This is a genomic window from Companilactobacillus suantsaicola (assembly GCF_004745525.1).
Lineage (GTDB): Bacteria > Bacillota > Bacilli > Lactobacillales > Lactobacillaceae > Companilactobacillus > Companilactobacillus suantsaicola.
Genome location: NZ_RKLY01000031.1, coordinates 1 through 21139 on the forward strand (window position 1 = coordinate 1; position 21139 = coordinate 21139).

General features: G+C 35.8%; 25 protein-coding genes. 11 read left to right on the plus strand and 14 right to left on the minus strand.

Translation table 11 applies throughout. The features are described from left to right. Positions 1-199: 199 nt before the first annotated feature. The 4 genes from EGT49_RS10175 to EGT49_RS10190 are packed head-to-tail and all read right to left on the minus strand — an operon-like array spanning position 200 to position 3499. Entirely contained in the window at positions 200-628 is a 429-nt protein-coding gene (locus EGT49_RS10175; protein WP_135373993.1) for a cytidine deaminase family protein, read from the minus strand. 41 nt (positions 629-669) lie between these two features. Continuing rightward, complete coding sequence (locus EGT49_RS10180) at positions 670-1164, minus strand: P-loop NTPase family protein (RefSeq protein WP_135373995.1); 495 nt, start codon at positions 1162-1164, stop codon at positions 670-672. 9 nt (positions 1165-1173) lie between these two features. Further along, positions 1174-2769, minus strand: a complete 1596-nt coding sequence (locus tag EGT49_RS10185; protein ID WP_167849828.1) for an ABC transporter permease — start codon at positions 2767-2769, stop codon at positions 1174-1176. Further along, a complete protein-coding gene (locus tag EGT49_RS10190) occupies positions 2741-3499 on the minus strand; it encodes an ABC transporter ATP-binding protein (protein ID WP_135373999.1) in 759 nt (252 codons plus the stop codon). Before EGT49_RS10190 ends, EGT49_RS10185 begins: the two co-directional genes overlap by 29 nt. A 228-nt stretch (positions 3500-3727) precedes the next feature. Between EGT49_RS10190 and EGT49_RS10195 the strand changes: the two genes are divergently transcribed. Further along, entirely contained in the window at positions 3728-4123 is a 396-nt protein-coding gene (locus tag EGT49_RS10195; protein ID WP_135374001.1) for a hypothetical protein, read from the plus strand. 24 nt (positions 4124-4147) lie between these two features. Here the strand turns inward: EGT49_RS10195 and EGT49_RS10200 are convergent, their stop codons facing one another. Continuing rightward, positions 4148-5035 (minus strand): alpha/beta hydrolase, encoded by an 888-nt coding sequence (locus tag EGT49_RS10200; RefSeq protein WP_135374003.1) that lies wholly within the window; start codon positions 5033-5035, stop codon positions 4148-4150. 149 nt (positions 5036-5184) lie between these two features. On the opposite strand from EGT49_RS10200, the gene EGT49_RS10205 reads away from it, so the two are divergent. Continuing rightward, positions 5185-5565, plus strand: a complete 381-nt coding sequence (locus EGT49_RS10205) for a hypothetical protein (RefSeq protein WP_135374005.1) — start codon at positions 5185-5187, stop codon at positions 5563-5565. Positions 5566-5615: 50 nt separating this feature from the next. Here EGT49_RS10205 and EGT49_RS10210 read toward each other — a convergent pair whose 3' ends face one another. After that, entirely contained in the window at positions 5616-6122 is a 507-nt protein-coding gene (locus tag EGT49_RS10210; protein WP_135374007.1) for a VanZ family protein, read from the minus strand. Positions 6123-6220: 98 nt separating this feature from the next. Beyond that, a complete protein-coding gene (locus EGT49_RS10215; protein ID WP_135374009.1) occupies positions 6221-6526 on the minus strand; it encodes a DUF2628 domain-containing protein in 306 nt (101 codons plus the stop codon). Between the two features lie 221 nt (positions 6527-6747). Here EGT49_RS10215 and EGT49_RS10220 point away from each other — a divergent pair, with 221 nt between their 5' ends. Next, entirely contained in the window at positions 6748-7665 is a 918-nt protein-coding gene (locus EGT49_RS10220; RefSeq protein ID WP_246013836.1) for an ABC transporter ATP-binding protein, read from the plus strand. Next, positions 7649-8401, plus strand: a complete 753-nt coding sequence (locus EGT49_RS10225; RefSeq protein ID WP_167849829.1) for an ABC transporter permease — start codon at positions 7649-7651, stop codon at positions 8399-8401. Before EGT49_RS10220 ends, EGT49_RS10225 begins: the two co-directional genes overlap by 17 nt. 57 nt (positions 8402-8458) lie before the next feature. Here the strand turns inward: EGT49_RS10225 and EGT49_RS10230 are convergent, their stop codons facing one another. Then, positions 8459-10081, minus strand: coding sequence for an ABC-F family ATP-binding cassette domain-containing protein (locus tag EGT49_RS10230; protein WP_135374015.1), 1623 nt, complete (start codon positions 10079-10081; stop codon positions 8459-8461). A gap of 318 nt (positions 10082-10399) precedes the next feature. Here EGT49_RS10230 and EGT49_RS10235 point away from each other — a divergent pair, with 318 nt between their 5' ends. Both EGT49_RS10235 and EGT49_RS10240 read left to right on the plus strand, forming a co-directional pair. Further along, the gene (locus EGT49_RS10235; RefSeq protein ID WP_135374017.1) at positions 10400-10654 is read left to right on the plus strand and encodes an AbrB/MazE/SpoVT family DNA-binding domain-containing protein; all 255 of its coding nucleotides are present in this window, start codon (positions 10400-10402) and stop codon (positions 10652-10654) included. Beyond that, positions 10644-11024: a type II toxin-antitoxin system PemK/MazF family toxin gene (locus EGT49_RS10240; protein ID WP_135374019.1), complete on the plus strand. Its 381-nt coding sequence runs from the start codon at positions 10644-10646 to the stop codon at positions 11022-11024. The genes EGT49_RS10235 and EGT49_RS10240 overlap by 11 nt, the downstream gene beginning before the upstream one ends. A gap of 87 nt (positions 11025-11111) precedes the next feature. Here EGT49_RS10240 and EGT49_RS10245 read toward each other — a convergent pair whose 3' ends face one another. From EGT49_RS10245 to EGT49_RS10265, 5 genes are all read right to left on the minus strand, one after another. Next, entirely contained in the window at positions 11112-11843 is a 732-nt protein-coding gene (locus EGT49_RS10245) for a sulfite exporter TauE/SafE family protein (protein WP_135374021.1), read from the minus strand. A gap of 11 nt (positions 11844-11854) precedes the next feature. Next, positions 11855-12346 (minus strand): VanZ family protein, encoded by a 492-nt coding sequence (locus tag EGT49_RS10250; protein WP_135374023.1) that lies wholly within the window; start codon positions 12344-12346, stop codon positions 11855-11857. A 100-nt stretch (positions 12347-12446) separates the two neighbouring features. Beyond that, complete coding sequence (locus tag EGT49_RS10255) at positions 12447-13316, minus strand: alpha/beta hydrolase (protein WP_135374025.1); 870 nt, start codon at positions 13314-13316, stop codon at positions 12447-12449. Then, positions 13306-14547 carry a PTS transporter subunit EIIC gene (locus tag EGT49_RS10260; RefSeq protein WP_246013837.1) on the minus strand — a complete coding sequence of 414 codons (1242 nt, stop codon included), beginning with the start codon at positions 14545-14547 and terminating at the stop codon, positions 13306-13308. Before EGT49_RS10260 ends, EGT49_RS10255 begins: the two co-directional genes overlap by 11 nt. 738 nt (positions 14548-15285) lie before the next feature. Continuing rightward, entirely contained in the window at positions 15286-15573 is a 288-nt protein-coding gene (locus EGT49_RS10265) for a bacteriocin immunity family protein (RefSeq protein ID WP_167849830.1), read from the minus strand. Between the two features lie 273 nt (positions 15574-15846). Between EGT49_RS10265 and EGT49_RS10270 the strand changes: the two genes are divergently transcribed. Then, the gene (locus tag EGT49_RS10270; RefSeq protein ID WP_135374029.1) at positions 15847-16272 is read left to right on the plus strand and encodes an SLAP domain-containing protein; all 426 of its coding nucleotides are present in this window, start codon (positions 15847-15849) and stop codon (positions 16270-16272) included. A gap of 87 nt (positions 16273-16359) precedes the next feature. On the opposite strand, the gene EGT49_RS10275 is transcribed toward EGT49_RS10270, so the two are convergent. Beyond that, positions 16360-17058, minus strand: coding sequence for an EAL domain-containing protein (locus EGT49_RS10275; RefSeq protein WP_135374031.1), 699 nt, complete (start codon positions 17056-17058; stop codon positions 16360-16362). A 139-nt stretch (positions 17059-17197) separates the two neighbouring features. Here EGT49_RS10275 and EGT49_RS10280 point away from each other — a divergent pair, with 139 nt between their 5' ends. The 4 genes from EGT49_RS10280 (at position 17198) to EGT49_RS10295 (ending at position 21116) form a co-directional block, all read left to right on the plus strand. Further along, positions 17198-18553 carry an FAD-dependent oxidoreductase gene (locus EGT49_RS10280; protein ID WP_135374033.1) on the plus strand — a complete coding sequence of 452 codons (1356 nt, stop codon included), beginning with the start codon at positions 17198-17200 and terminating at the stop codon, positions 18551-18553. 170 nt (positions 18554-18723) lie between these two features. Then, on the plus strand, positions 18724-19320 hold the full coding sequence (locus EGT49_RS10285; RefSeq protein WP_135374035.1) for a GNAT family N-acetyltransferase: 597 nt from the start codon (positions 18724-18726) through the stop codon (positions 19318-19320). Positions 19321-19409: 89 nt separating this feature from the next. Next, positions 19410-20546, plus strand: a complete 1137-nt coding sequence (locus EGT49_RS10290) for an MFS transporter (protein ID WP_135374037.1) — start codon at positions 19410-19412, stop codon at positions 20544-20546. 162 nt (positions 20547-20708) lie between these two features. Then, positions 20709-21116 carry an iron-sulfur cluster biosynthesis family protein gene (locus EGT49_RS10295; RefSeq protein ID WP_135374039.1) on the plus strand — a complete coding sequence of 136 codons (408 nt, stop codon included), beginning with the start codon at positions 20709-20711 and terminating at the stop codon, positions 21114-21116. The last annotated feature ends 23 nt before the right edge of the window (positions 21117-21139 follow it).

Here is a 21139-nt window from a genome sequence, read left to right on the forward strand (position 1 = left end):
AAGCCTAAACCAACAATTATAGAAGAAAAAGCACTCGACTTTCTGGAAAGAAAGTCGGGTGTTTTTGCGTTCTGAAAGAAATCAGAAAATCAATACGGTCGGTTATTTACTGCTTACGCAATTTCTTCTTAAAACAAATAGCACCGGGTAATCAAAGAGCGATTACCCGGTGCTATTTGCCTTAATGCTCGAAAGCTGATCATGTTATGTCCCGCTCTGATTTCATCGTACCCCACCATTGAGGATAGATGTCACCTAACTTTACTGTCTTACGATTTTCGTAATCGACCATAATTTCAGTATCTTTATTATTAACTGAAAACTGCATCAAGGCTTCACGACAACTACCACAAGGCATCCCGTCTAAACCTGAAGGCGGCGTATCTCGAAAAGCAATAATGCGTTTAACTTCCATCTCGCCACTGTCTTGTAACATGTTCAACAAAGCTACACGTTCAGCACAGAGATTCAAGACCCCACACAAACCTTCCACACAGACACCTGTGTAAATTTTGCCTGATTTGGTTTCCAAGGCACAGACTACATTGTTGGCATAAATAAAATCATTTAATTCGGCCGGCTTATATAGTGGTTGTGCTTTATTATATAGTTTTTCCCAAATATCCATAAAATCAACTCCTATGGATATAAATTATAGCAAAATAATTATTATCTTTCTAATTTAATTAGATAATCATTAGCCTCTGCACGTGATTTAAAAACAATAATTTTTTTATCTTTACCAAATTCTTCTAAAACGCGGTAAATGTTTGGCAATTGATTCTTAGAAAAGTCGAGAATGAATTGTTTAAATTCGGGATCAAACTCTGTTTCTTGCCATGGTAAATCAGGTCGACTTGTACCTATTCGATCCTTTGCACCCTGCAAACAGATTTCAACTGGATAATCGAGTAAAAATACCGTATCACAAGATTTCAAGCGTAAAGGAATCGTCCGATTATAGTTACCATCAATAATCCAGTTATTTTTTTGGAGAATTTCTTGTAATTTCTTATCAAATTCATCTTTATCAATTGTCGTCTGGTCTGGTTGATGCCAAATCATGTCTAAATAAAACAACGGCAAACCAGTTTTCTTTTGTAATTTACGGGCAAAGGTACTTTTACCTGCACCTGGACTACCAATAACTATCACTTTTTTCATCAGCTACACCTAATTAAACTTTTTCCAAAAATACTTTTGGTAATGTAAGTGTACTGCAAATGAGACTATTAAAATCAAAATGGCAACTAAACTATTAATAATCATTGGATTACTTGCCTTAAAAATTGCCATACTATAGGCTACTAGAGCAATGACACTGACAATAATGATGATAAACATGATTCCTACCATCTCGAAATTGCCACCGCCACGATTGAATAACTCGGTAATGCTAGTCCAATTAGTAATTCGCAAACGAAAATCGCGGGCAAAGTAATATTGACCGACTAAATAAGTTCCTAAAAAACTACCCAAAATAGTCGAAATAAGCATTACAAAACTCATTTTGGTAACAATTGCGATAACTACTACTAAAACTAGATTGATTACATTTTGAAAAACAAAACCTAATAGAAACTTCTGTCGTAAGTATTTTTTCATCGAGATCGGCAACGACTTCACGAAATCAAAGTTTTCTCGATCCAAAGCAATCAAATTAGCAATCAACGTTCCTTGATTCGTGTTAAAAAAGGCTAAGGCAATTCCACCGACAAAGAATACTCCCACCCACTTCAAAGGAAGATCAGCCGGAATTCTTGCGAAGCCAAAGGAGATGACGAAGATCAAAGGTACCATGACCGAATTCACTAATACTTGTAACAGTAAATTTGGTTCGTGGAGTAGTTGACGATTGTATAAATTGAGTATTTTAACGATACTGTGAGATTCATGATGTTTTCTGCGGGAAGTATTACGTTGAAAACTAGCACTAACTTGGGTTACTTGGTCCATCAAATGTGGTAATACAAAAGCTTTCACGCCAAAGATCAAACCAATTAATATTACAAATAAGGTTAATAAAGTAATTAAGCCACCGCTTGAAAATGGGTCCCTACTCAAATAAAACAGTGGCAACAAGAACTTAATCTTGATGAAATCCCCACTAGCATTGCTTGCCTGATTAGTGCTTAAAATCCCAAACATCGCTGCCGCTAGGGAAATCATCATCAGCGCGTTCATCGTCATACTGGGATGCTTTTGAACTGTTTTTATTTGGGTCAATTTTAAAACGATAATGGCACAAATTAATAAGACAATTGTCAAAACTAATAAATAAGAAATCAAAGAAACTACTAGATTAACTGGTAGCGTGACACCATTTCTCATTCCGGTTAGAAACAAAATTGTCACAAGCGGTATGGTGAATGGCACGATATTTAGCACTACTGTGACTATTTTACTGATGAAAATCTCTGATTGTTTGAATGGCAATGGTGCATAACTATTTAAATCCTTACCGGCAAAGAAAACATTGTAAATACCGAACATACTTTGTGAGATTCCCAAAATCAAAAACATTAAAATATAGGAAGTGAACATTCCTGGCATTTTGCTGTAGTCGATCGTAAACATTGAGAAGCCGTATATCACTCCAAAAATCAATAAATTGAAGACAAATTGCAAGAGGAGCTTTTTAGTCATTTTGGTGCCAACTAAGCCCTTTTTTCGATATTTACTTGTCATTTGTGGATTCAGGAGTCGTAAATTTACGGCCATTAAAGCTTTGAACTGTCGATTAAACATGGCTTTCACCTTCAATATCATCGACCATCTCTTGGTCGTCAATTCTTCCTGCGATCCCTAAATAAATTTCTTCTAGCGACTCATTTTCATGTTGATTCAGTAAGTTTTGAACTGAGCCGTTATAAATCAATTCACCTTGCTTCAGAATCGCTAATTGATCACACAATTGTTGTGCCGTATCAAGATTGTGAGTTGAAAAAATTACTGTTTTACCTTTTTGAGCGTGTTTTTTCATCATTTGCTTTAAGTCATAAGCTGCTTGAGGGTCCAAACCTTGCATGGGTTCATCTAAAATCCAAATATCGGGATCTGACAATAAAGCCCCAATCAAAATAGCTTTTTGACGCATACCGTGAGAAAAACTGCTCAAAGTTTCATCAACTCGTTCTTCCATACCAAACAACGTCACTAACTTTAAGCGTCTTTCACTAATGTCTGACAAATTATACGCCGCTGCCAAGAGGTCCCAGTATTCCATGGCTGTCAATTGAAGAAAAATATCTGGCGTGTCTGGAACATAGGTTATTTTTTCCTTAATTGCTTGACGATTAGCTTTTAATTCCAAACCATCGACAACAATTTTGCCACTAGTTGGTTCAATGATACTGACCAAACTTTTTAAAGTAGTCGACTTTCCTGCCCCATTATGGCCTAGAAAGCCAAAGATTTGACCTGGTTCAATCGTCAAAGTTAAATTCTTCAAAGCAGTTTTTTTACCATAATTTTTCGATAAATCCTCAATTTCAATCATCCCGTTAACCCCCATTTCACTTCATACAAAAATTATATCAATAATTTTAAACTTATAGTTGACATAACGGCAAGGATTGATAAATATATTTAGCAAAATCGTTTGACAATTTATAAATTTATAATTTCAACTACTAAATAGCATAAGTTTGGAAACGGTTACAAGCTTTGATATACTTATATATATGGTTTCACTACCAAATTAATTAAGGAGTTGATCGTTGTGCCAATGCTTAAACTAAATGCAACCGACTGTTTTGATTATTTTGTTAACCACTTTGAATCGCTCTACAAAAATGAATCAAAGTTCCGTCAAAATGCTGTTTTAGACCCAGATATCAATAATCCTGAGCTTTATGACGCCCTTAAAGAACATTTTTTGATGGAAATTCTCAAGCAAGATAAATTTCAAGATTTAAATGTTGAATTTTCTCGTGATCCTGAAGCTGTGGTCGACTTCATACTCGTCACAATGTCGGACCCTAGGCATCAATTTGAAGTGATAGTCGAAATTAATCGTGATGATACAGCTGAAAGTGTTGCTGAATCATTTATGACTGGTTACACTTCTATTTTAGAGAATTATGCTGCTTCAGTTCACGAGATGAAGATGAGTAACCACTAAAAAAACCGCTAAATAGCGGTTTTTTTATTTGATATATTTTTTAAAGAAGTTCATCTCATCGTCATTGGCGAGTCGTGCCAAATCATCCTTTTGATTAATCAAAAAGACGTGTCCGCGAGGGTTCTTTTCATCCCCATACATTTTACATACGTGTGACACATTCTTAGCAGTTAGAAAGCCATCAAATTTGATTGAATTATTTCTAATGAAATCTTCAGTTGCAGTACAAATATAAGTTGGTAAGAAGTTACTTTGAATATACTTTTCAGTATCTAGCATTTCACGGTGATTCTCGAGTGTATCTTGTGTAAAGTAACCGTTGATGACATTTTTAATCGTGCCTGGATCCAACATGAAATTGGCTGAACTATTCAAAGCTACGGCTCTAAAGGTCATATCAGGAACTTTATAACCAAACAATGCCCGATATTCAGGATTCTTCAAAATCGTCACGTACTGTTCAGCCATTTGACCACCAGCACTATCTCCGACGATAAAGACGTTATTAGTATCAAAGTGATACTCTTCTGCGTGATCTTCAACCCAGTGCATGTAACGGTTGACATCATCTAACTCACTTGGAAAAGTTACATCCGGTGCGAGTCGATAATTAGCATTCACAAAGGCAAATCCACGTTGAGCCCAGTTTAGACCGTAAAATTGATACGTTTCTTTAGTACCGTAGCACCAACCACCACCATGGATATTAATAATAGTTGGAATTGGACCTGAAACTTCTTCCGGTAGATAAACATCGAGCAGATTCCACTTAGGATCATCTCCATAAGGAATATCATTAAAACGTTTTACACCCTCAACTTCTGTAGGTAAACCAGCATCACGTTGATCGTCGTTCTTCTTAGCTCCCTCTCTAAATTCTAAAATTGCTTTTTTTATTTCTTCGTCTGTCATTTGTAAGCGCCCCCAATACCATTAATTCTAGCATACGAAATAAAAATTGGTTAGGTCGATTGAAATGTAATCTCTTTTGATGCTGAAGAAAAATTATGATAGAGTGGCTTTAAGTACTATTATTTTAATAATGTAAGGGGATATTTTCGATGAAAAAACTATTTATCGCTGCGTTAACTAGTTTGGCTTTAGTACTATCACTGAGTTCTAACGTTGCTGTAGCTAAGTCTAATGATAATTTCAATCCAAAGAATCCAGAAACAATCGTTATTTCTGCATCCGAGACAAGCAATTCCAACAAGTATCGTGTTTACAAGTTGAAGAACAAAAAGATGGTCGCAACTAAAAAGAAAGTCTCCATCAATAACAAAAAAGGTATCCGCCATTGGAAAGCTGAATCAAAGAAAATAAACAACAAGACTTGGTGGAAGATTGGTAAGAATCAATACTTCAAAGCTAGCCGTGTGGAAACTGTCAATGTTGCTAGAAGCAAAAAGCTCGGTATTAAGATCAATAATTATGCTAATTAAGACAAGAATAAAAAGTTCAAAGTAATCACTCTGATTACCTTGAACTTTTTTTATTTGCTCTCAACTACACTTCTATGACTCAAGTAACTGTAGACTACCATCAAAATGTCTCCAATAACGATTCCTAAAGCATTGGCAATCACATCGTTAATGTCACTAGTTCGATTGATTAAGAAGATGTGTGACAAAACATACTGGGTCGTTTCAATTGCCCCTCCGATAAAGAATCCAAAAAAGGCGGTCGAAGCAATTGAGAGATTATTAAAGTATTTTTTAATCAAGAATCCTAATGGAATTGTCAAAACAATATTTTCAAAGAATCCTAGTTCTAAAATATTCAGCTGATGCAGATTAACTCGACCAAATCCTGCTTGCATCATATAAACTGCGGTTCCATCAAAGGAAAGCGGGGTGAATAGAATCATCCCTAGAAAAGTCAGATAGACTAAACTAACGAATTCGAAATGACGCTTCTCAAACTCCGTTACCGAACTAAGAATGTACAATCCGAAACAACTCGAAATAGTTAAAATTATTAATAAGGGAATAAAACGCATATCACATCACTCCTTTCTTCATTTGCTTAGTTATAGCTTAACGAAATTTTATTTAAACAAACTTAAAAAGAAGTGATCATTTCATGAACCTTTTTAATTTAAATGTAACGGTATGTTTTTAAAATATTAGCTGAAGTTTCATCAGCCGGTTTATATCCCTGCGCAACCATATCTTTGACGTAAAATCGATTGTAGAAAAAGGCGAAAACAAACGTCACTAAAAAGGCTCCCCCACCCCAAGTGAATGAACCAAAGAGAATCTCTAAAAGTACTAATACCGAGGCCCATTTGAAATCCCCTCGAAAAACTGGTGTCCAAAATCCAAAGATCATCTCTGTCCATGAGAATCCGACTTTTACATTTTTATACAGTTGCTTACTTTCATTTACTAAACTAGCAAACATAATTATCTCTCCTTTGTAGCTATAAGGCTTTATATTAGTATGACCTCTAGGCTTTTTTCTGACAAGTTTTTCGTTTTAAAATTCAGTAATCTCGATTTCACAATGGAATCGAGTTTTTTTGTGACACGGTAAAAAAATACCAAAACGGTCTTGCTTTTTCATATGTAATGTTTTACTGTATTAGTGTACTGATACAGACATACGATAAAGGGGAGATACATTTGGAGACTAATTTTCTCGAAATTTCAAATTTACATAAATCATTTGGCCATAAAAACGTTCTGAAGAATATTAATTTTTCAATGCAAAAAGGTCATATCGTTGGTTTAATTGGAGCTAACGGGGCCGGTAAAACTACTATCATGAAAGCTATTTTGGGGATTCTGACCTTTGATGGAAAAATCACCATCGCTAACCAAGAGGTTTCAATCAATCAACATCGACCACTCGAATCAGTCGGTGCCTTGATTGAATATCCAGGGCTCTATCCATATTTGACTGGTCGTGAACAATTGCGATTATTTGCAACTGGTAAAAATCGTGAGGAAAAGGTTAACAACATTATCCAAAAGCTACACATGGAGCGTTTTGCTAACCAAAAAACTAAGAGTTACTCATTGGGTATGAAACAAAAACTTGGTGTCGGTTTGGCACTTTTAAATGACCCCCAATTGGTTATCTTAGATGAACCGATGAACGGTCTTGATCCTAAAGCCACTAAGGAATTGCGTGATTTAATCGTTAGTGAAAAAAATAATGGTGTCACCTTTTTAATCTCCAGTCACATCCTCAGTGAGTTGCAACGTATCGCCGACGATGTGGTGGTAATTAATCACGGTGAGATTGTCACAGCAACAACGATGGAAAATCTTTTAGCAGCCAATAAGAAATTTTATCTGATTGAAACTGACAATAATCAATTAACTGCAGATCTGTTATTAAGAAATAATTATCAAGTTGAACAACAAGCTGCTTTAAAGATCCCCATCACCGATAATTTTTCAATTAATAATTTATTACAACTATTGTTATCTGCTAATATCACCATTCTTGACATTAAACAGCAAGATGGCGATCTGGAAGAATCACTCTTACAAGTTTTAGATGGACAAGGAGCTCAAAATGATAACCTTAATTAGACAAGAATTTTATAAACTTTTTAAACAACGTAGTACTCAATTGTTTTTAATCGTATTATTTGCTTTCCAATTATTTTTTGCTGTTATTTCAATGAAATATCCAAAATTTTATTCACCAAAAGATGCTTTTACTAGCAATTATTTTGCTAGTGCACCAATACTCTTTTTCATGATTGCTATTTGTAGCATGCTGATCACCAAAGAACGTCAATTTGGTACCTTACGTTCCCTACTTTATCGCAAGTTCTCTTACGTACAAGTTATCCTCAGTAAAATCATTACCCTAGTATTGTTCATTGTTTCAACCGTCATCTGCAGTTCAGTCATTAGTGTGATTTTCAAATTCATTTTTGCTAATAAAGTTGATTTGACTGAAAAGATTTGGAAGGATTTCTTATTCACTAACCTCAATGATTTTTTAACTTTATTATTCTTAATAAGTCTTGTAATTTTATTAGGAACGCTAGTTAACAGTTCTAATCTTGCTCTAACCATTGGTATCATTGGTTATTTCGTTTTGAATGTTTTCAATCAATTATTATTTGCTGCGATTGCTAAGTTTGAATGGTTAAAATGGAATCCTTTAAATATGATGAATTTAGGCGTACAAATTCAATCTAGCAGTTATCATCAACTCACCCATTTAACCATGACGCAAATTTCAATTGGCTATATAGTTTACGTTCTAATTTTCCTTTGCTTAGCTGTATACAGTTTCCGTAAGAAATCCGTTTAATTTAAATAATAAAACAGGAGTCAAGATTGTTAAATCACAATCTTGACTCCTGTTCTTTTATTTATCAAGCTCTGAAATTTGAGCTTCTACTTGTTCATTACTTCTAAACTCGTCATATGTTGTGTCAGCACGATCGACTACACCATTTTCTGTTAAGTAAATCAAACGGTTGGCAATTGTTTGAATAAATTGGTGATCGTGTGAAGCAAAGATAACTGAACCCTTATAGTCAATCAAACTATCATTTAAGGCAGTGATCGATTCCAAATCTAAGTGATTGGTTGGGTCGTCTAGTAACAAGACGTTGGCTTTTAACAACATCATCTTAGACAACATTACTCGAACTTTTTCCCCACCGGATAAAACGTTGACCATCTTCGTTACGTCATCCCCTGAGAAAAGCATTCTTCCCAAGAATCCACGCAAGAAAGTATCGTCATCTTCACCTTTTTCGGCAAATTGACGTAACCAATCAATAATCGGCGCTTCTTCGTCAAACATCGCATTGAAATCTTTTGGTAGGTAGGCTTGGCTAGTAGTTACACCCCAAGTTACCGTCCCAGAATCTGGTTGTAATTCGCCGGTTAAAACTTTGAAAAGTGCGGTAGTGACCATATCATTTTTGGCTAGGAAGGCTACTTTATCATCTTTATTCAAAATGAAATTAGCATTCTTTAATACGATCTTGCCATCGATTGAAATTGTCAAATCTTTGACTTGTAGTAAATCATTACCAATTTCACGATTAGGAACGAATTTGATAAATGGATAACGACGCGAACTTGGTTGGATATCGTCTAAGGTAATCTTATCAAGCATCTTTTTACGTGAAGTAGCTTGCTTAGACTTAGAAGCGTTGGCCGAGAAACGGGCGATAAAGTCTTGTAATTCCTTGATCTTTTCTTCTTTTTTAGCATTTTGATCTTGTTTCATCTGTTGAGCTAATTGTGAAGATTGTTGCCAGAAATCGTAGTTACCAGCATAAAGTTGAATCTTGCTGTAATCGAGATCGGCCATGTAGGTACAAACTTTATTAAGGAAGTAACGGTCATGGGATACGACAATAACCGTATTTTCAAAATTGATCAAGAATTCCTCTAACCAGTCGATTGAATTAACGTCGAGTCCATTAGTTGGCTCATCGAGAAGCAAAACATCTGGTTGGCCAAAAAGTGATTGTGCTAATAAAACTTTAATTTTCTGACCAGCAGTTAGATTAGCCATTTTTTCTTGATGGAGGCTTTCAGAGATATTTAACCCTTGTAGCATTTGTGACGCTTCACCTTCAGCTTCCCAGCCACCCATTTCTCCAAATTTGGCTTCAAGGTCAGCTGCTCTCATCCCGTCTTCTTCACTGAAGTCAGGCTTCGTATAAATAGCATCTTTTTCTTGCATGATTTCATACAAATCAGTGTGGCCCATCAAAACAGTTTCCATAACTGTGTATTCATCATAATCGAAATGGTTTTGTTTCAAAGTTGCCAAACGTTCATTAGGTCCTAACTTAACCGAACCAGTTGAAGGCGCAATTTCACCCGACAACACTTTTAGAAAAGTTGATTTACCGGCACCATTTGCGCCAATCAAGCCATAACAGTTGCCTGGGGCAAACTTGATATTTACATCCTCAAATAACTTACGATCGGCAAAGTGCAAACTAACGTTACTAACAGTAATCAAATATATAATCCTCATTTCTTAAACATAGTTAAGATGCATTATACGGACTATTTTTATAGGACGCAAGCTAAAAACGTTATTAGTGAAGATTATAAGCATCTTCAACATAATCTCCGTAATGAGCTGAAACACCGCTGATGCTACTTTGAACTTTTGTAAAGTACGTAAAATTTTCAAATAGGTTCTTTCCATAATTTTTTTAAATTCAACATTCTAATTTAGAAAAAAACGTAATTTACTTTATACACCAAAAAATTTGACCGACTTACGTAATTACATATATAATTACGTGGAATAATCGGATTGGAGTGAATGTAATTGGAAAAAACACCTACTGCATCAAATGTAAAAGCTAGAAAACAAGGAAATTCAATCACCCTAACTGTACCTGCATCTTTTGGAGTTGTTCCAGATGCAATTTATAAACCAGTATTAAAATCTGACGGAACGATTGTTTATAAACCTAACAAAAATAAAAATCTATTTGATACAGATTTTAATTTCAGAGAAGCCATGCGAGAAATGAATATTAAGGACAACGGTAATCTAGTAGGTAAAGAAAATGTATGGTAAAAGTTCTTTCCCTAATCAAGGAGATATAATCTGGATAGACGCAGAACCGCATGCAGGCAAAGAATATGGTGGTCACAATGATCAAAATTTTCGTCGACCAATGCTTGTAATCAGCGGTAAAATTTATAATGAAAATACAGGAATGATAGTTGGATTTCCGATAACCTCTTCAAAAGTTCCCAGAAATTTTCCTTCTGGTCTAAAAATCAAAATTGAAGATCAATCAATTCACGGATATGCTATCCTTGGTAATTTATTAGGATATGACTTTCAAGGGCGACATGGAAAAATTGTCGGCAAAATAAATAATTCCGCAAAACGACAGGCACTACAAGCAGTCAAAAACATATTTGACATTCTAATTGAATAATCCTCAAAAAAGAGGGAGCAACAGTATTGCAGTCAACGACTTTAATACTATTGCTCCCTTTTTTTATAAAAATACAGCACACCATTTTTAAATTGACGTCAACAAATAATAACAACCACTAAATCCAATAAAAAGATAAATTATCATTTTCATGATTCGCACATTCAAATGTCCAACTAATCGGTTTGCCAAAATCGTTCCTAGTAATGCTCCAATGATACCAACGATGACAAATTTCAAATTATCTAACGTCAAAATACCAGAACTAAATCTCAAAGTTGTCATCACAAACGTATCTAATAGGAAAAAAGTTTGTAAATTTGCTAAGTAATTCTCCTTCGATTCTGAAATAGTCAAGAAATAAAGTGCCATTAAAGGTCCACCAATACCAAATAACCCGTTGAAAAAGCCTGATATGACGGCAAAAACCACCATAACGATAAACGGAATTGCCTTTACGGTAACGGATTTCCAGCTCATGATCGAATAATACAGTGACAATATTATCAATAAGAGCCCTAACAAAATTTTCAAATGATTGCTGGCTAAATTTCCACTAATAAGTAGCGAAGATACCGCTACGACAATATAAATTGCAAATGGAACTACTAATTTCTTAGGAGTTAACGCCTTGCGATATCGCCAAGCTAACATAATTGTGGCAATCAACATCGTTAGCGTCGAAACTCCCGCACTTTGATTTATTGGTAAAAGACTGGGCAGAAAGACCATCATGACGATTCCCGAACCAAAGCCGGTCACCCCTTGCACAAATCCTGCTAAAAGTGCCCCCAGAATTAAAACTATTATCCAACTCACTGAGTTACCCCCTACTCACCTTTTTTTATTTGTCGATATATCAACATCAACACAGCTCCAACGACAACCCCTAAAGCATTAGAAAGAACGTCGTTGATATCACTAGTCCGATTAATGAAGAAGACGTGTGACAAAATGTATTGAATCGTCTCAAAACTTGTTCCAAAGAATATGCCTAAAATTGCCACCAGCGTCAACGGAATTTTTGGTAAATATTTTTTGATCAATACTCCCAATGGTACAGTCATCAAAATATTTTCGTAAAATTGTAAATCATTGACTTGCAACTGTCGAAGATTTACTCGTCCAATCCCAGGTGGCATGATTTGTACTGTAACACCATCTGAAGAAATTGGCATAAATAAAATTGCTAACAGACAGACCAAATATAACCAAGCCAACATGACAAAACGTGGTTGAGTCAACTTTTTAAAATTAATTACAATATCTAACCCACTAACAAAAGCTAAAAGCAAAATAAACAATGCCGGTATCCAACGCATCTTTTGAACCTCTCTTTTCGTGCAATAGAATACATCATAATACTAATTAACTAGCAAAAAAAGCACTTCTATGCAATCAATTCTACATAGAAATGCTTTTTTATTGACCGTCCATTGAAATTGCTCCTTGTTGATTTTGCGGCAACTTCTTAGGATCCAAAATATAACGATTAATCAAATCGATAATCTGATCATTTTGCGGTAAATCTGAGTGTTGCGCATCTGAACCAGAAACAGAAATCGTCGTAAAGTGTTTAACCTGACCTTGATAAATATACTTACCAGCCATCACACTTCCCAATGGAACTAACCCATCCGAATTGTACGTTTCGGTTCCGGCTACAAAATAGACACTTAAATTTTTAGGAATCTTACTGCGATTTTGAATAAAATCAGACAACATCTGTGTCTTATGTTGGACCGACTTTTCATTAAAATTATACGGTGAGCCAATAGTCATTAATTGCTTGATTGTGATTTGATCGGCATACTGCGAATAATAATTTTCCAGAAAAGCTGTATAGATCAAACCACCATTTGAATGACCAATGGCCTTAAAATTATTAAAGTTATACTGTTTCGTGATAGCCTTAAAAGCCAGGTTGAACCATTTTGCTTGCTTCTTAATATTGTCGTAGCCATCATGATTATTAGCAAATCCAACCACAAAAACTGGCTCAGTGTCACCTTTTTTCAACTGGCCGGTGAAATGCAGCTTACCTTCAGTACTGACTTGAATCTTAATCAAGCTGTGTGGATTACGATTATTTTTATTCAGCTTCTTAACTAAGGTGTCAAATCGATTCTCAGTCGCGGAACTTCCTGGAATCATGATTACTGGCGACAATTTAGAATTACGTAATTTTGAAAGATCATTGACATTTTGGTGCGACCAACCGAGTGAAACAAAAATCAAAACTACCGCCACAACTACTCCTAAAGCACTGCTAAGCCAAACTTTAATTTTCATTTATCTCACCCGCTTTTTGACTAATTCGATCGGATAATTTAACGAATGGCCAGTAAACTAAGACGTCGATCACCAACAAAAAAGCACCTAAAATTAACGTTAGCCAATTACCATTTGTCCCAATAAAAGCGATCAACGGCCCCGGTGTCCCCAGAGGAACAGGATACGCAGCTATCGGAATCCAGTGCAGACTAATAAAGATTGCGGCAACTATCATATTAAATAATGGCACAATAATAAATGGTACAAGAAAAACAGGATTGAATAGCACGGGAATTCCCAGCATCATCGCATAATGATTATTAAAAATCGCTGGAAAAATTGACCAATGAGAAACATCTCGAGTTCGCTTCTTCTTGGAAAAAATCAAAATGGCAATAATCAAGGCAATCATTACCCCACTGCCACCAAAGTTAGCAAAACTATGAAACAAAGTCGTATCAGTATATTTATAAGGGACGTTCCAAGAATTACCGGTTTTTAAAGCCGCATTCATGTTCCCCATTGACGCCGTATCGGTAAAAGTGGGACTCCCAGAAAATGGTCCGCCAACAGCCATCCAGGACAAAATATTAGTTAAGACACCCATTCCTAAGACATATAATAAAGCGTTAAATTGAGTATGCTTTACGACAAAACTGGCAACGTAAGTAGGAATTTCTAATCTTAATAAACTTAAACTTGCTAAATTAAGCAAAGCCGCTAGCAACATCACAATAAAAATTGGCAAGATAATTTTCAAATGATCATCGATTTGCGAATCTTCAAAAGAAATTGTTAAACGGCTACTAAAATAACCGACCACTAATGCAAATAGCATTCCTTCCGACATTAAAAAATGACTGAAATTAGGAATACCACCACCTAGCGGCTGAAAAGAAACAATCAAATACGCCAATAAACCGACAACTCCGGCAATTGCTCCTTCTTTTTGATATTCCTTAGCCGTGTAATAAGCAATTCCAAAAGCCGCATACAAGGCAATCATATCGATCGTACAGTGAAAAATAACCCCCATCACCCAACCGATTTCCTTGTCATAGGGAAACCATTGATAGATGCCAAACATTTGTGACATGTAGCCATTCTTATTCAAAAAAACAAATTTTATAGTTTCCGCAAAACCACCTAGCAACATAATGGGAAATAACAAGGTAAAAGTATTTCGCACAGCACTGGCCAATTTAGTATTTCTGACCTGAGCCGAGAAATTTAGTAATCGATTAATCATTTTATCCTCACAACCATTCGATACATACTAAAATACTTTTTCATTATTGTCTTTTTGGCATAATTTTTCCACAAAAAATAAACGAAAATTAAATTTATTTTTTATGGGGATAGTGAAGTATGCCGTCCTCCATAGCAAAGCCGATTTTGGCTGGAACGCTGCCGGCACAACTTTGAGCTTCTTCAAGTTCGGAAAAATCTCAAAGATTGGCCTTCTTGTAAGTGCTAAAGCACTAACAAGAATTTGGCGGCTGAGCCAAATCGGCTTTGCTATTCCGGACTGAATTTCACTTTTATATTTTATTTACTTTCCATTCATTTAGGAATATCAATTCTATTCATATATGATGCTTGGCATTTTTATAGTTGAATTACTTTTCCCATTCAGAATACGAGAAGGATAAATAATGAAAAAAAGAAGACATCACTAATTTGCCGCATTTTACTGCATTTCTAGTAATGTCTTCTATTGTTTTACGAAATTTCACTAATTAAAATTCAAATAATTTTATTATATCCAAACTATAAATTAGTAATATATATATCTTTTTAATAGAACTTATATCCCACTCAGAATTTACTGAAATAACAGCATAGATTCGAATCTAGTCTGGAGTAACAGCTCTGGGAAACGCTGGAAAATGTGCGCACAACTGAACATCTCCCAGGGCTGTTGTGGAAGACGCCTCAAACCACCCCAACACAAAAAAGAGCAAGGACATCTTCCCTGCTCTTTTTGTTATTCCATTCCAGTTGGCAACTTTTGATATGCACGACCATGTGTGTCATTGATAGTTGCTTGATACAAAACATCAATTGCTTTAGGACCATCTGTGTGACCCATTCCCCAATATTGCAATGATTTGTTCAAATTTGCGGCAACTTGATGATAATTGTCAGTTTTCTTTAATTGCTTTGCACTCTTAACTAAGAGGCCCATCAATTCGGAGTTCTTTTGAACTTCTTGATCTAAACTTGCTGTATGAATTGCTTCCATTAAGCTTTCTGCTGGTTCTAATTCTGCCATCTCGATTTCCCCCTTCGTACATGTAAAGGGTAACATTACGATTTTTGTTGTCAATAAAACCTTGACGTAATGCCAACTCTGGCGAAAAATTAGATAATATTTTTAAATTAAATGAGTATTCACCCACTTTTGGCACGAAAGTATACGCAATGGCAACACGTTGAACAAGCTTTTTTAGACGGAGGGTATTATTATAATTTTTGATAACAGGATATCAATAAACTAGTTATCAATGAAAGAAATCTAAATAGGTATCTTTTAGGAGATTAGATCATGAAACTATTAAACAAATGCTTATTATTAACTTCTTTATTTACAATTGGTGCTGCACCAGTCATCGCAACAACACCTGTTCAAGCTGCTTCAACCAAGACATGTACCGTTAAGAGTATTCAGGAACAAAATCTCTACTTCTTAGTCGGTAAAGATAAATTAGTTAAAGCAAGAGACGTTAAAATAGTTACTGATGGTTCTCCAGATGTTACTGGCACTAACGATATTGTGACATCTAGCAACGGTAAATATTCAATCGAAGTAACCGTTCCTAACGCTACGACCTATAACCTAAAGGGCGAAAAGTTACCACACGATTTATTGCAAGGAACAACTTGTTCACTAGGTGGTCAAAAGGAATTTGCTAAAAAGACTTATTACCGGGTTTCTGAGCACCATATTGTTCCTATGACTAGAATTAGATAGTTTTCAATGGAACATTTTCGAGCATTAAAATAACCCTATGGCAATCAAAGGTGATTACTGTAGGGTTATTTTATGTTCTATTTCAATTTATGCAGATAACAATGTAGCATCACCTGGCAATGGCAATAGTTCTGGTTTTCCATAGTAATAGCCTTGACGGAAGTTAATTCCTAAACTATCACTCATCAAATCGTCTTGGTTGTCTTCGATTCCTTCAAGAACTAACCGTTGTCCAAATCTGTCGGCGAGATGTTTCCACTTCATCAATTTCTCACGTAAGTTTGGATCTTCAATATTAGAACGAAAGTTTTGAAGGGCAAATTTTAGTTCTGAAGCTAATGGCAACAAATTCTTGACGTGATCGAAGTTATTGACGCCTGTATCAACGTCGTCGAGTGAAATTTGCATACCATGTTCCATAAATCTTCTTAATTGTGGGATCAACCGACTGTCAGGATATTCCTTAGGTCCCTTATCTTCAGTTAATTCAACTACCAACTTAGTTGGGAAAAGTTGCATTTGGCTCTGAATAATAGCATCAGTCATTTGCGTATCCAACAGTTGCTCACGGTTAACATTAACTGAACAATATTGAACCTTTAATCCTAAAATTCGTGTACTGGCAACTAGCAACTTAGAAACGATACCAACGTCAATATCAACGAATGATTCGGGAAGTCTCCAACCTTCGGGAGTCCATTTCTTAATTAAAAGTTCATAGCCCATTATGGTCTGCGTGTGCATATCAATCTGTGGCTGTACAAAATACCGATAAATATTTTCCATTAAATGCCTTCTTTTTTTAAATTTGATTTATTACGCTTACATTTTTAACAAATCATCTTAACTTTAGTATACTCTAAATTAGATAGAAAATATTATAAAAATTATATTTAATATAATTAGAAAAGTGTGAATCGTTTTAATGAAAGTCGCTATTATTGGATGTACCCACGCCGGAATCTCAGCTATGAAACAGTGTTTGAAATATTATCCTGATGCAGAAATCACCGTTTACGAACGACACGCAAGCATCTCTTATTTGTCTTGTGCAACTTACCTCCACATCAGTGGAACGGTCAAAAATTTAGAAGATGCAATGTACGCTGATCCCGATGAATTTACCAAACGAGGTGTCAACATGCGCATGGAACATGATGTTATTACAATTGATTCCAAGAAGCAGACGATACTCGCTCAAAATTTAAAAACTAAAAAATTTGTCAATGACACTTATGACAAGCTGATCATGACTACTGGTTCACGGACTTCAATCCCCGTCATCCAAGGAATTGAAAATCCTAAAGTCATGCTCTGTAAAACTTGTGACCAAGCTAGACAACTCGGCGAAGCGGCAAAAAAATGCCACACTATTGCGATTATCGGTGGCGGTTATGCTGGAGTTGAATTAGCTGAAGGCTACGTTAAATCTGGTCACGAAGTAATTTTGATTCACAAGCACACACACTTACTCAACGAATACATGGACCCAGTTATGGCGGAAAACGTGAAGACTCTTCTGGAACAAAACGATATCAAGGTTTTAACTGAAACAACTGTCACGCGATTTGAAAATACTGAAGACAATCGAGTTCTCGTCAAAACTAATAATCAAACTTTCACTGTCGATATGGTAGCAATTAATCCTGGTGTTTTACCACAGTCAGATATCTTAAAAGGCCAAGTCAAGATGGCTAAAAACGGTGCTATTCTCACTAACGAATACATGGAAACTTCTGATCCTGATATTTTTGCTGCTGGTGACGTAACGGAAGTACACTACAATCCGACTTTATCTTCACGCTACATCCCATTAGCATCACATGCAATTAGACAAGGAAACATTGCCGGAACTAACCTCTTCAAACGCCAACTCAAATCCATGGGAACACAGGCAACAACCGCCATGCTTTTATTCGACCAAACGGTCGCTTGTACTGGATTGACAATTGAAGCTGCCAAGGCTGCCGGTTTTGATGTTCAAAGCGTCTTTTTCAACGGCATTTACCGTCCCGCTTTTATGCCAACTAATGCCACAATTGATATCGAACTAATTTATGACCGCAAAACTCGTCGTGTCTTAGGCGCTCAATTAATGAGTCCCCACGAAGTTTCTCAGTCAGCTAATACAATTTCAGTTATCATTCAAAATAAAAATACGATTGATGATTTAGCTTACGTCGACATGCTGTTCTCACCTAATTTTGATGAACCATTCAACTACTTAAACCTTGCCGCTCAACAAGCAGTCGATCAAGAATTTAAATATAGTAATAAATAACAGAGAGTGGAGCAAGAGCGCTCAGCTCCCGGAGGATAACGTAATTTCAGGAATTGCTCGTCGCACTTTGCGAGTGATTCCTGAAATTTTGTTATCTCGGAGGGAGTTGCTCTTGTGTAACTCGTTTCAGTTAGAGAGTAGAACAAGCTTTTCATTATAAGGAGAAATAAATGTCCGAAATTGTCATCAAAGAACTTGTTAAAAAAGATCTAGACAAAGTCAGTGAATTTGCCAGTCTCGGAATGGGATTTGACCAATATACCGAAAACAAGCTAGCTTTAAAAATGTACAGTAGATACGTCGCCCTATCTGAATTAGCAAAATCTACTTTGGCTATCGGTGCCTACATGGACAACCGTTTAGTTGGTTTTATTTTTGCTCGTTTAGATGGACAAAGGAAAGTTCAACTAAATGTCGGCGACAAGCTTTTAGTGAAACTACTCGATTCGACAATTGAAAAACTAGACTGGACGGGTTTAACTAAAAAATACAACGCCATCAATCAAGATATGTTATCTCAACTTCCAGAAAAATCTCGCGAAATAACTTTTTTTGCGGTGGATCCAACCATTACTGGCCGAGGAATCGGGACTACCTTGATTAATACAGCCGAAAAATATTTGCATGGGCCAACCTATGTTCTGACGGATTCCAATTGTAACTATCAATTTTACTTACACCGTGGTTTCAAAATTTTTGCTCAAAATGATCTCAAATTAGAAGATGATTCTCCACTAACTTGCTATGTATTGACTAAACGTCTGTGAGAATTGTCCTCTTTTGCTTGTAGAAATGTCCTCAAACAGACTTTAATAGATGATAGGGTAAGTCTTATTAAAGACTTTCGAGGCCCATTATGAAACAAAATTTAAAAACTACTATCAGCATTTTGAGTTTGTCAACTGTCACGAATATCACCACCATTATCACTGGTGTTATCCCTCAGCTCAAGCAATCATTTCCAACCATCCCAACAACTTTGATTGAATGGTCAGTTACGGTTGCTAATTTGAGTGCCTTGGTGACACTACTTTTAAATCCTAAATTAACTGAAAAGTTTTCCATTAAAGCTGTCGTGGTCACGGGACTAATTTTCAGTGCTTTGACCGGATTAATTCCAGCATTCATTAATAACTTTTGGGCAATTTTTGTCAGTCGGATTCTCTTAGGATTAGGTGTCGGTTTATTTTCACCACACGCTATCAGTCTGATTGCCCATTCTTATTCTGGTGAATTAAGAGCTCGGCTCTTAGGCTATCAAACTGGCTTGACTGCTTTAGGGAATTCGATCTTATTAGCTTTGGCTGGTATTTTAATTGGGATTTCTTGGCATCAGGTATTCTTTCTACATTTGCTATTACTAGTAGTCGCTTTATTAATTTTCTTCTTTGTACCAAATGTCAAAGTTGAAGCAAAAGAATCAAAAGCTACTTTGCCAAAAACTAAATGGCGTTTAATTTTAATCATGTTCGTCACCTATCTTTTGATCTGGGGCGTGCAATTGAAATTACCAAGTTACTTTACTTTCAAAAAACTAGGTGATTCTCAAATTATCAATTGGACCCTTTCAGCAATGAATCTCGGTGGCTTGTTAGCTGGATTATCATTTGGCTTTGTTCACAAGAAAATTCACCGTTACACTTTAACTCTCGGCTACTGCGGAGCAGCAATATCTTTACTACTATTGTGGCTAACTAACAACACAACGGTTGCCATTGTCAGTGCCGTCTTCTTTAACTTTATTTACTCTTATACCGGTCCATTTTTAGTCTTCACTAGCAATCAAGGCTTAAAACAAGAACAAATTAACACATTAAGTAGTTACTTAACGATTGCCACCATCATTAGTGCTTTCTTTGCTCCATTACTCTGGAACACCTTAGGAATTTTCGGTACAGGTGATGTCAGTGAAAATGTACTATTTTTGATTACATTGTTATTATTTGGTCTAACGGTTTTGTCTATTTCGAAAAAATTTATTGCGGAAAAATAACCCTTATTCCAATACTTACAAAGTATTATTAGTTTTTTATATTTTTTGCATGAGCAAGATATTTGCAAGCAAGACTTTTATGCAGTAAATTAGTAACTGTATTAAGAGTTGTGTACAAATAGCAATTGCACAATTGATTTTGTAATGGAAAGGATCTCAATTATGAAAATTAATTTTAAAGATGATGCACTAAAATATTTGGCAGACAAAATCCCTGCAGGAAGTACAGTTATTTTGACTACTGATGACGGATCAAACAAGTACTCAAGTTTAGGTGGAAGCTGCGCAATTGGTGATAAATTCCAATTAGTTATTCTAAAAGATGCCGATCCTAAGTACACAGTTCCCATCGAAAACAATGCCGGTTACGTAATGAGTACTGCTGAACAATACACTGACTTCTTTACTGCTGGTTTAAATATTTCCTTGTGGCACAATGCCTTAGCTCTTAAAGACAACTCAGGTATCTTGGATGGTGCCCTTTCAGTTGTCGACTGGAGAAATGTTAAACCTGAAACTGAAAAAGAACGTCACGATAAGATGGTTAAACTTGGCGACCAAATTTGCTAATTAACAAAAAAGATGTGCATTAA

What these genes read in the sequence shown, in the direction of transcription:
- EGT49_RS10280 (WP_135374033.1), top strand. Translation starts at nt 17,198, where the DNA reads ATGAAAGTCGCTATTATTGGATGTACCCACGCCGGAATCTCAGCTATG.
- EGT49_RS10195 (WP_135374001.1), top strand. Translation starts at nt 3,728, where the DNA reads ATGCTTAAACTAAATGCAACCGACTGTTTTGATTATTTTGTTAACCAC.
- EGT49_RS10185 (WP_167849828.1), bottom strand. Translation starts at nt 2,769, where the DNA reads ATGATATTGAAGGTGAAAGCCATGTTTAATCGACAGTTCAAAGCTTTA.
- EGT49_RS10210 (WP_135374007.1), bottom strand. Translation starts at nt 6,122, where the DNA reads ATGCGTTTTATTCCCTTATTAATAATTTTAACTATTTCGAGTTGTTTC.
- EGT49_RS10215 (WP_135374009.1), bottom strand. Translation starts at nt 6,526, where the DNA reads ATGTTTGCTAGTTTAGTAAATGAAAGTAAGCAACTGTATAAAAATGTA.
- EGT49_RS10225 (WP_167849829.1), top strand. Translation starts at nt 7,649, where the DNA reads ATGATAACCTTAATTAGACAAGAATTTTATAAACTTTTTAAACAACGT.
- EGT49_RS10175 (WP_135373993.1), bottom strand. Translation starts at nt 628, where the DNA reads ATGGATATTTGGGAAAAACTATATAATAAAGCACAACCACTATATAAG.
- EGT49_RS10295 (WP_135374039.1), top strand. Translation starts at nt 20,709, where the DNA reads ATGAAAATTAATTTTAAAGATGATGCACTAAAATATTTGGCAGACAAA.
- EGT49_RS10275 (WP_135374031.1), bottom strand. Translation starts at nt 17,058, where the DNA reads ATGGAAAATATTTATCGGTATTTTGTACAGCCACAGATTGATATGCAC.
- EGT49_RS10285 (WP_135374035.1), top strand. Translation starts at nt 18,724, where the DNA reads ATGTCCGAAATTGTCATCAAAGAACTTGTTAAAAAAGATCTAGACAAA.
- EGT49_RS10200 (WP_135374003.1), bottom strand. Translation starts at nt 5,035, where the DNA reads ATGACAGACGAAGAAATAAAAAAAGCAATTTTAGAATTTAGAGAGGGA.
- EGT49_RS10205 (WP_135374005.1), top strand. Translation starts at nt 5,185, where the DNA reads ATGAAAAAACTATTTATCGCTGCGTTAACTAGTTTGGCTTTAGTACTA.
- EGT49_RS10265 (WP_167849830.1), bottom strand. Translation starts at nt 15,573, where the DNA reads ATGGCAGAATTAGAACCAGCAGAAAGCTTAATGGAAGCAATTCATACA.
- EGT49_RS10270 (WP_135374029.1), top strand. Translation starts at nt 15,847, where the DNA reads ATGAAACTATTAAACAAATGCTTATTATTAACTTCTTTATTTACAATT.
- EGT49_RS10290 (WP_135374037.1), top strand. Translation starts at nt 19,410, where the DNA reads ATGAAACAAAATTTAAAAACTACTATCAGCATTTTGAGTTTGTCAACT.
- EGT49_RS10240 (WP_135374019.1), top strand. Translation starts at nt 10,644, where the DNA reads ATGTATGGTAAAAGTTCTTTCCCTAATCAAGGAGATATAATCTGGATA.
- EGT49_RS10180 (WP_135373995.1), bottom strand. Translation starts at nt 1,164, where the DNA reads ATGAAAAAAGTGATAGTTATTGGTAGTCCAGGTGCAGGTAAAAGTACC.
- EGT49_RS10250 (WP_135374023.1), bottom strand. Translation starts at nt 12,346, where the DNA reads ATGCGTTGGATACCGGCATTGTTTATTTTGCTTTTAGCTTTTGTTAGT.
- EGT49_RS10260 (WP_246013837.1), bottom strand. Translation starts at nt 14,547, where the DNA reads ATGATTAATCGATTACTAAATTTCTCGGCTCAGGTCAGAAATACTAAA.
- EGT49_RS10255 (WP_135374025.1), bottom strand. Translation starts at nt 13,316, where the DNA reads ATGAAAATTAAAGTTTGGCTTAGCAGTGCTTTAGGAGTAGTTGTGGCG.
- EGT49_RS10190 (WP_135373999.1), bottom strand. Translation starts at nt 3,499, where the DNA reads ATGATTGAAATTGAGGATTTATCGAAAAATTATGGTAAAAAAACTGCT.